8 protein-coding genes are annotated in these 7,755 nt (G+C 40.5%); all 8 read right to left on the bottom strand.

Annotated features, from left to right (window positions below; genetic code table 11):
* Window positions 1–64 precede the first annotated feature (64 nt).
* From rfbC to AC4E96_RS13375, 8 genes are read right to left on the bottom strand one after another with little or no spacing between them, the layout of a single operon-like run.
* The gene (gene rfbC / locus AC4E96_RS13410) at window positions 65–610 is read right to left on the bottom strand and encodes a dTDP-4-dehydrorhamnose 3,5-epimerase (protein WP_488034265.1); all 546 of its coding nucleotides are present in this window, start codon (window positions 608–610) and stop codon (window positions 65–67) included.
* A gap of 1 nt (window position 611) precedes the next feature.
* Window positions 612–1,490, bottom strand: coding sequence for a glucose-1-phosphate thymidylyltransferase RfbA (rfbA, locus tag AC4E96_RS13405; protein WP_490256177.1), 879 nt, complete (start codon window positions 1,488–1,490; stop codon window positions 612–614).
* Window positions 1,491–1,505: 15 nt separating this feature from the next.
* Window positions 1,506–2,936, bottom strand: coding sequence for a KpsE/RkpR family capsule polysaccharide export protein (locus tag AC4E96_RS13400; protein WP_490256176.1), 1,431 nt, complete (start codon window positions 2,934–2,936; stop codon window positions 1,506–1,508).
* 1 nt (window position 2,937) lies between these two features.
* On the bottom strand, window positions 2,938–3,588 hold the full coding sequence (locus tag AC4E96_RS13395) for an ABC transporter ATP-binding protein (protein WP_490256175.1): 651 nt from the start codon (window positions 3,586–3,588) through the stop codon (window positions 2,938–2,940).
* The gene (locus tag AC4E96_RS13390; RefSeq protein ID WP_490256174.1) at window positions 3,585–4,373 is read right to left on the bottom strand and encodes an ABC transporter permease; all 789 of its coding nucleotides are present in this window, start codon (window positions 4,371–4,373) and stop codon (window positions 3,585–3,587) included. Before AC4E96_RS13390 ends, AC4E96_RS13395 begins: the two co-directional genes overlap by 4 nt.
* A gap of 1 nt (window position 4,374) precedes the next feature.
* Window positions 4,375–6,210, bottom strand: coding sequence for a polysaccharide biosynthesis/export family protein (locus tag AC4E96_RS13385; RefSeq protein WP_490256173.1), 1,836 nt, complete (start codon window positions 6,208–6,210; stop codon window positions 4,375–4,377).
* A complete protein-coding gene (locus AC4E96_RS13380) occupies window positions 6,211–6,576 on the bottom strand; it encodes a hypothetical protein (RefSeq protein WP_490256172.1) in 366 nt (121 codons plus the stop codon).
* Window positions 6,573–7,616, bottom strand: coding sequence for a UDP-N-acetylglucosamine--undecaprenyl-phosphate N-acetylglucosaminephosphotransferase (locus tag AC4E96_RS13375; RefSeq protein ID WP_490256171.1), 1,044 nt, complete (start codon window positions 7,614–7,616; stop codon window positions 6,573–6,575). Before AC4E96_RS13375 ends, AC4E96_RS13380 begins: the two co-directional genes overlap by 4 nt.
* Window positions 7,617–7,755 lie beyond the last annotated feature (139 nt).

The raw sequence follows: 7,755 nt of genomic DNA, 5'->3' as shown, positions 1-7,755 counted from the left end.
CCTGTTACTAAAATTGTTTTACTCATAATTCTGCTAATTCTTTTTAAATACTGTTAAAACGCTATTAAAACGTCGGCGCGTCGGCAAATAATAAACCCACTTCATCTTTGGCAGATAAGCTTGGTTTTTCGCCATTTACCAGTGGCCAGTCAATGTTTAATGTTGGGTCGTCCCAACGAAGCGACACTTCAGCATTTGGGTTGTAGTAATCTGTACATTTGTAAACAAACTCTGCACTTTCACTGGTGACATAAAAGCCATGAGCAAAGCCTTCTGGCACCCATAATTGACGCTTATTTTCTGCTGATAACAACACACCAACCCATTTACCGAAGGTGGCTGAGTCTTTACGCATATCTACTGCAACGTCATAAACCTCACCAGATACTACACGGACCAATTTACCTTGAGTGTTTTCGGTTTGATAATGCAAACCTCTTAAAATACCTTGCGAAGACTTACTGTGGTTATCTTGAACAAACACACGTTCGCCACAATTTTCGTTGAATAATGGAACACGAAACGTTTCCATAAAAAAGCCACGCTCATCGCCAAAGACACTTGGTTCGATGATTTTTACATCTGGGATTGCTGTTTCTATAAATTTCATTTTAAAAAACTTTATTATCTAATAAGTTGAGAAGGTATTTGCCATAACCACTTTTCACTAATGGCGCCGCAATTTCGCGGATTTTTGCTTCATCAATAAAACCTTGGCGGAAGGCAACTTCTTCAGGGCAACAAACTTTAAGGCCCTGACGCTTTTCGATGGTCTCGATAAACTCGGCTGCTTGTAATAACGAGTCATGAGTACCAGTGTCTAGCCAAGCTGTACCGCGCCCCATAATTTCTACATTGAGATCGCCTAGCTCTAAATAACGTTCGATGACATCGGTAATTTCGAGTTCGCCGCGCGCAGAAGGTTTGACTTCCTTTGCAAATTCAACAACACGCTCATCAAAGAAGTATAAGCCTGGAACCGCATAGTTTGATTTTGGCTTTTCTGGCTTTTCTTCAATCGAAATGGCTTTGCCGTCAGCGTCAAATTCAACCACGCCGTATGCAGTCGGATTTGCCACGTGGTAACCAAAGACAGTCCCGCCTTTGCCTTTATCTGCCGCATTTAATAAAGATTTAGGTAGGTCATGCCCGTAGAAAAGGTTGTCGCCTAACACGAGTGCTGCCCCTTGCCCCTCTAAAAAGTCTTCCGCAAGAATAAAGGCTTGTGCCAATCCGTCTGGGCTAGGTTGAACCGTATAAGAGATTTGAATCCCCCAGTCTGAGCCATCGCCTAATAATTCTTGGAAGCGAGGTAGTTCCATTTCAGTCGAAATGATCAGAATATCTTTAATTCCCGCCATCATTAATGTCGAAATCGGATAAAAGATCATTGGTTTGTCGTATATAGGCATCAACTGCTTGCTGACCACCTTGGTAAGAGGATAAAGACGAGTGCCACTGCCACCCGCTAAAATAATACCTTTTTTCATTTATATTCCTTTGAACTAACCTAACTCTTTGACTGTTGCTAATACAATTCGACAGATACCGTATGCAATAAGTGCAACAAAGCCAAATAACAAAATATTGTACCAAACTTTTGGGTACGCCGTCTTCTGTGGTTCTACCGGTTTTTGCACCGTAACCAAGTATTTTACTTGTTGATAGACTTCTACCCTCGCCTTTTCGATTAACATCAAAGACGAAGTAAATGATTTTAAAGCGATTTCTACGTTAACCTTCAATTCCTGAAAACGGGCCATAATTTGGCTGACTGGAATATCTTCATCACTAGAAGAAGTCGACAATTTTGCTCTTTCTGACATTAATTGCGACTTCAATGCTTGTAGTTGATTTTTAGCTTTCTGAACTTCAACAGAGTCATCACTCATTACTCTTCGTAATGCCAACAGCTCCGTTTCTTTACTGACTATTTGGTTCTCAAGTCCATAAGTAATACTTTGCATTGCCGACCCTTCGGCTTCAGGGTTTAATAAGTTGTACTTCTCTTGGAAATTCAGTAAGGCTTTACGAGCATCAGCAAACTTAGTACTAATACGCTCATGTTCTTCGTTAATAAAAATAAGTTGTTGTTCTGCTAGCTTCTGGCTTATTGAGTTTATGTACCACTCGGTGCGATCGACAATTTGCTCGTTAAGGGATTGAGCAAATTCAGGGGTGAATCCCTGTACGCCTATACTAATGATTTGAGAAGCGGCATCTATCTCAACGGTGACGTGTTTTTGATAGAACTCGTAAAACTCTTCTTTTTCGTAGTCGCTTGGTAACCGACTGAAAAAGTCGACGTTGGTATCGGTATAATGGCTAACGATATCAGTATTGAGTTTTAAGTACTCGATAAGATCTGCTGAGTAAATATAGGCTTGAACCAGCGCACCATCAGAACTTCCGCCTAAACCACTAAACAACGCCATTTCAGGAATGGGCGCAGCCACGGTATCAGGCTGTTTTACGATAATTTGCGCAATACTTTCGTATCGCTCAGTCGCGATAAACGTTAAGTAAAATGAAAACAAAAACCACGGAATAAACACAAAACCTATGACTGGGCTTTTTTTCAGTTTCTTTTTAACTGTTTTAAAGGTGCCTGTTGCTTTTTCTTGGACGACTTTTTTATCCATATTTATATTACTTAATGCTTTTTTTAATTTTGTTTCTTTCGAGGTCATTGTAAACACCCCAGGGAATTGTGCTTTGACTTTCGCTCTTAAACGTTCATATAAATTGACAGCATCTTGATTGTCCGAGTTTAATGATTTTGCGTGTTGAGCGACGCGGTAGGCTAGCGGCATGTCCGTCGTCTCCAGCTTTGTAGCCAAATCCATTAAATATGTTACATCATTCCAATCTGATTCTGAGTGCTTCGTTTTTAATTCTTTGAAACGCTGTTCTAATTCTTCGATATCTTTTTTCACATTAAAGTCCTTGATACGCCTCTATTCCCGCTTCCAAATCAGAATAAAAGGTCAGTTCACCCTCATCGATTACCACTGCGCTATCACAAAAGTGTCTAATTTCTTCGAGCTCGTGAGAAACCATGATCACATTGGCCGTCTTACTCTTGTCATGTAAGGCTTTTTTGGCTTTTTTCCTAAACTTTGGGTCTGCAACTGACGTTGCCTCATCAATCAAGTAGATATCAAAATCTATTGAAACACATAAAGAAAAAACAAGTTTGGAACGCATCCCGCTTGAGTATGTCCGAACTGGCAAATCATATTTTTTACCCAGTTCTGAAAATTGCCTCACTTTAGCGGCATATCCACTTAGATCTTCCACACCGTTTACACGGCCAATAAATTTGGTATTTTCCGCCCCTGTCATTTGTGGGTGGACGCCTGTCGCTAAAGCAACGGGCCAGGAAATAGCTTTGTCAGAAATCACTCGACCAGAATTAGGGTACTCACTGCCAGCCAATAATCTAAACAAAGTTGATTTACCCGCGCCATTGCGACCAAGAATGGCAATATTATGCCCTTCTGGAAACTCGAAGTTGAGATCTTTAAAGATATACTGATCGCCAAGGGCCGAACGATAAAATTTAGTTAGGTTTTCAAGTTTTATCATCGACTAATAGCCTTTTTCCACAATACAAAATAAATTGACAGCCCCATAAACACCATGGTTAATGTCGAGATGTGTAAATAAGTCGGGCTAATTGAAGACGCCAAAGGGAAGCCACTGTTGACGGCATTTCGGCTCAATTCGATACCGTGTAGTAATGGGTTCCAATCAAGATACGGCCAAGCCTCTTTAGGCATGTCATTTAAGGAGAAGAAAGTCCCTGATATAAATATCAAAGGCCTTCGCAACATACTTTCCAGCTCTTTAAGTTGTTTAATATAGAACTTAAAAATACCAAAAATCATTCCCAAGCCATAAGACAATATTTGGATCTCTATCATGTAGATGACTAAAAACAATGGGTCATCAATGTCCGTACCATCTCCCATCAAAACGGCAATGTAAGACAATACCAGCATGATAAGAATGAATGTCACGAACTCGATGACAACTGCAGCGGCAACACTTGAGATAGGCTGTACCTGGCGAAAGGCATAAAGTGGCTTGTCCTTACGCATACAATTAGACACTGCACTCCAGCCTTGAATAAACTGTAGAACCGTTACGAAGCCCAAAAGCATGAAAACAAAAGGAGGAAGACCATGGACTTCTCCGCCTTCCATTCGACCTCGCAGTGTACCCAAAGCAACGATAAATATGACTGGCTGAGCAACTAGCCAAGCCAAGCCTAGCTTATCGCTGAATTTACTTTGGATATGACGCAAAAGCAGAGCGAATATCACGCTCTGCCAAAGCTCAAACAATGACCTTTTTTTGACCTTTGCCATTTTAATCTATCGCGTTAGCTGTAACGGCCAATTGGAATAGGATTTGGGTAATATCTTTAACCGCTTGCATGACCTTGGTTTCGACTTTAGGCATGATGATCACCTTGTCACCCGCTTGCAAAGGAGCATCCGAGTCTGAGTCAACAATTTGGGTTAAACCATTGGCACGAACAATCACTGCTACGTCTTTGTCGGCGCGATTACTAAAACCACCAGACCAGGCAACATAATCTTGCAGAGAAGCCTCTTCATTGAATACTAATGCTTGAGGAACCATGACCTCACCACCAATCTGAATCAAGTCCGTTTTGTGTGGGATCATGATAACGTCGCCCTGCTCTAAGGTAACATTAGCGACTTTTTCACCATCTGACACTATGACTTTACCAATAGGCTGAATCTTACGAGCGCGTTCAATAAAGTCACTGATCAGTTTAGCCTCTTGCGCCTTTATACTTGCTTCACCTGTTGAAGAAGATGGCGAGAAAAATACGGTTCGTTCTAGGCGCTCAAGAGATTGTTCAAGAATACGACGTTGCTCTTCAGCGACGCTTTTTCTTAATAGATAAACAGACTTATGATCAGCTAATTTAGGATCGACCGGAATATGACTCAAGATATCGTGTAAACGAGTGCTCGCAGTGACTGTATAAAATGACGGACCTAAATAACTCCCAGCGACTTCGATATCATACACTTGTGGGCGTTGGTCTTCTTTGAATAATAACTTGTCGCCACTGCGTACTTCAAAACCCTTCAGCTCGTTGACCGTCAGATAAGTTGAAAATGGGCCACTTTGACGAGTACCCTGAATAAGAACATGCGTTGTATCAGCCATCGGCTTTGCAAGATTAAGTAACTCGCTACCTTTAATGGACTCTGACTCAAATTCGAATCGGAATGGCTTTTTAACGTGACCGTAAACGTCAACAACCGGACCTTGCTCGCCAACCAAGATGGTGTCTTTATCTTTAAAGGTTAAATTGTCGATAGTGCCGTTTTCAACGAAATCATATAAATCAATTTTTGATACGACTTCACCATTTCTCATCACTCTAATATCACGGTAACTACCACGATCTGTATCTACACCACCAGCGCGCTTTAGGTAATAGAGCACCGTATCTGTTGGTAAACCCGCATATTGCCCCGGCCTTACAACACTACCCGCGATATACACAGAAACAGGGGTTGCAGATAATAAATTGACGTACACACTGATGTTGTTTTTATAAATCGATTTGATTTTAGAAGTGACAACTTTGTTGACAGTACCTGCAGGTACGCCCTTCAGTCTTACTGGGCCAATATTCGGAATAAAAATATTGCCTTGATTATCTACGGTTAACACGGAGTTAAAGCTTACCGCTCCCCATATCCAAACTGAAACTTTGTCACCGACCGCAATCAAATAGTTTTCATTTAAGCCATCTAGGCGCTCTGTTTCATAACCACCTGCAAAGAGGTTCGCTGCATAAGGTGGTGGCGCTTCCCCACTCACTTTAGGGAGTAATTCGGAAATTGGCACTTCACCTGGTAAAAGTACACCTTGCCTCAATGCCATACGGCCAGCGGCTATGTCAGCCGAGGACAACTCCTGACCTTTTGGCAGACGATTATTTTGGCTCTCATCATCAAAAATCGTTGTATTCTGACGATTAGAACGACGAATGTTTTGTGTTTGTTCTGTCTGGGCTTGGTTTTGTTTGTTCTTAGCCAATGCAGACGGTAATTGGCTTACATTCAAGGCCGCATAAGCATTTGAACTCAACAAGCCCATTAATAAAAAAGCGATTACCGCGCCTTTTAACGTCTTTAAACGGTTAGCGTTGCTCATTTATTCTGCTCCCTCTTTCACCTTTGCCAATCCTTGCAGGACAATCCAGTCAGAACCGTTTTGACACACCTTTTTATTGATGAATTTTCTGTTGGCTGGTTGTGGGCTTGGTGAGGTAAGTTTGAAACAAATCAAGCCTAGTGCTGAGGTATATTTTTCAGTCACTCGGATAGGTGATCCGTCTAACTCAAACTCACTTCCAACAGATATTGTTTGCGGTAAACTCTTGGCGCCTATCACTTGATTAGACTGGCCTATTTTACTGTGAGCGTCACTAATTAATCTTTCAGTTTGTGGCTGATATGAAAACGCCGAGCAGCCCGAGAGAACAAACATGGTAATAAGAGATGTTGCTAATTTTTTCATGAATTTGATTTTATTCTTTTGATTATATGGTTAGTGAACAACATGTAAGTTACAAACAATACCAAAAATGCTTCAAACATCCAGTTGTTAAGATTGTAGTTGAGGAAAAGTCCAATTGTTATCCCAAAGCAAGACATAGTCGGGATTATAACCTTTGATTTAAAAGTCGACTTTCCACTTCTGACCAAAATATGATGAATATGCTGATGATCGGCTCTAAAGGGTGATGTATTGCGGTAAATTCTTCTAAAGATAATAGCAACCATATCCATTAATGGTAGTGCGATTAAAAATAGTGCTAATACTGGAGAAAACGCTTGTTGACCATGAACTCCCTGAGAGCCTTCTATTAATAACCAAATAATAATAAGCCCAATCAACATTGAGCCAGCATCTCCCATAAAAGCTTTGTATCTAAACTTTGCAAGGGGGAGAATATTGAACATTAAGAAAGCTAACATAATTAGTACAAGGGAAGAGCTAACTACAAAATAAAAGTCATTACCTGCTAGGAAAAATAGACCAGCCAATGTAGAGAATATAGTTACAGATACAGTCGCTAGCACACTGTCCATTCCGTCTATCATATTAAATATATTCATCGCTGCCATAATAGCTAAAACCGTTAGTGTCGCTCCAACTGTATGACTCAAAACTACGGGTTCGCTGCCAAATAAAACGCCTAATTGTGATATGTATATATCTGTTCCAAAGACGAATAGAAGTGAAACTAAAAGTTGCCCAACCAAACGTGTGAGTACACTCAAGTCATACATATCATCCAATACACCAATGAATATGACAAATAAGAAGCACATGAAAAAGACTTGGTTTTGGGTTGAAGGAGGTTCAAAAAAACCTTGGTTGACAAGAACAAAAGTAAACGACAAAAAAACTGCTATTCCACCTGTGAGAGGTATATCACCATAATGATGTTTACGGTGATTCGGTACATCGATAAGATCAAGTGCATTAGCTAACGGCCTTAAAAAGACAATTGCCAAGGCTGTAAAAATAGGAGCTAATAAGTAGACAGTCATTATACCCTGTGTTCTTTAGAATGAAAATTTATACCAATCGGGCATTTTAGCTAATTTTACAGAGAAATAGTACGACCAAAGTGTAATTATTCGTAACGGCTTACACTTTGGTCATTGCTTGAGCAAAGAGGGTTTTATT

It is taken from the genome of Psychrosphaera sp. (genome assembly GCF_982872775.1).
Note: the sequence above shows the minus strand (reverse complement) of the source record. Positions and strands in the feature narration are given on the sequence as shown.

Coding starts and splice junctions, on each gene's coding strand:
- rfbC (WP_488034265.1), bottom strand. CDS start 610: ATGAAATTTATAGAAACAGCAATCCCAGATGTAAAAATCATCGAACCA.
- rfbA (WP_490256177.1), bottom strand. CDS start 1,490: ATGAAAAAAGGTATTATTTTAGCGGGTGGCAGTGGCACTCGTCTTTAT.
- AC4E96_RS13395 (WP_490256175.1), bottom strand. CDS start 3,588: ATGATAAAACTTGAAAACCTAACTAAATTTTATCGTTCGGCCCTTGGC.
- AC4E96_RS13390 (WP_490256174.1), bottom strand. CDS start 4,373: ATGGCAAAGGTCAAAAAAAGGTCATTGTTTGAGCTTTGGCAGAGCGTG.
- AC4E96_RS13385 (WP_490256173.1), bottom strand. CDS start 6,210: ATGAGCAACGCTAACCGTTTAAAGACGTTAAAAGGCGCGGTAATCGCT.
- AC4E96_RS13380 (WP_490256172.1), bottom strand. CDS start 6,576: ATGAAAAAATTAGCAACATCTCTTATTACCATGTTTGTTCTCTCGGGC.
- AC4E96_RS13375 (WP_490256171.1), bottom strand. CDS start 7,616: ATGACTGTCTACTTATTAGCTCCTATTTTTACAGCCTTGGCAATTGTC.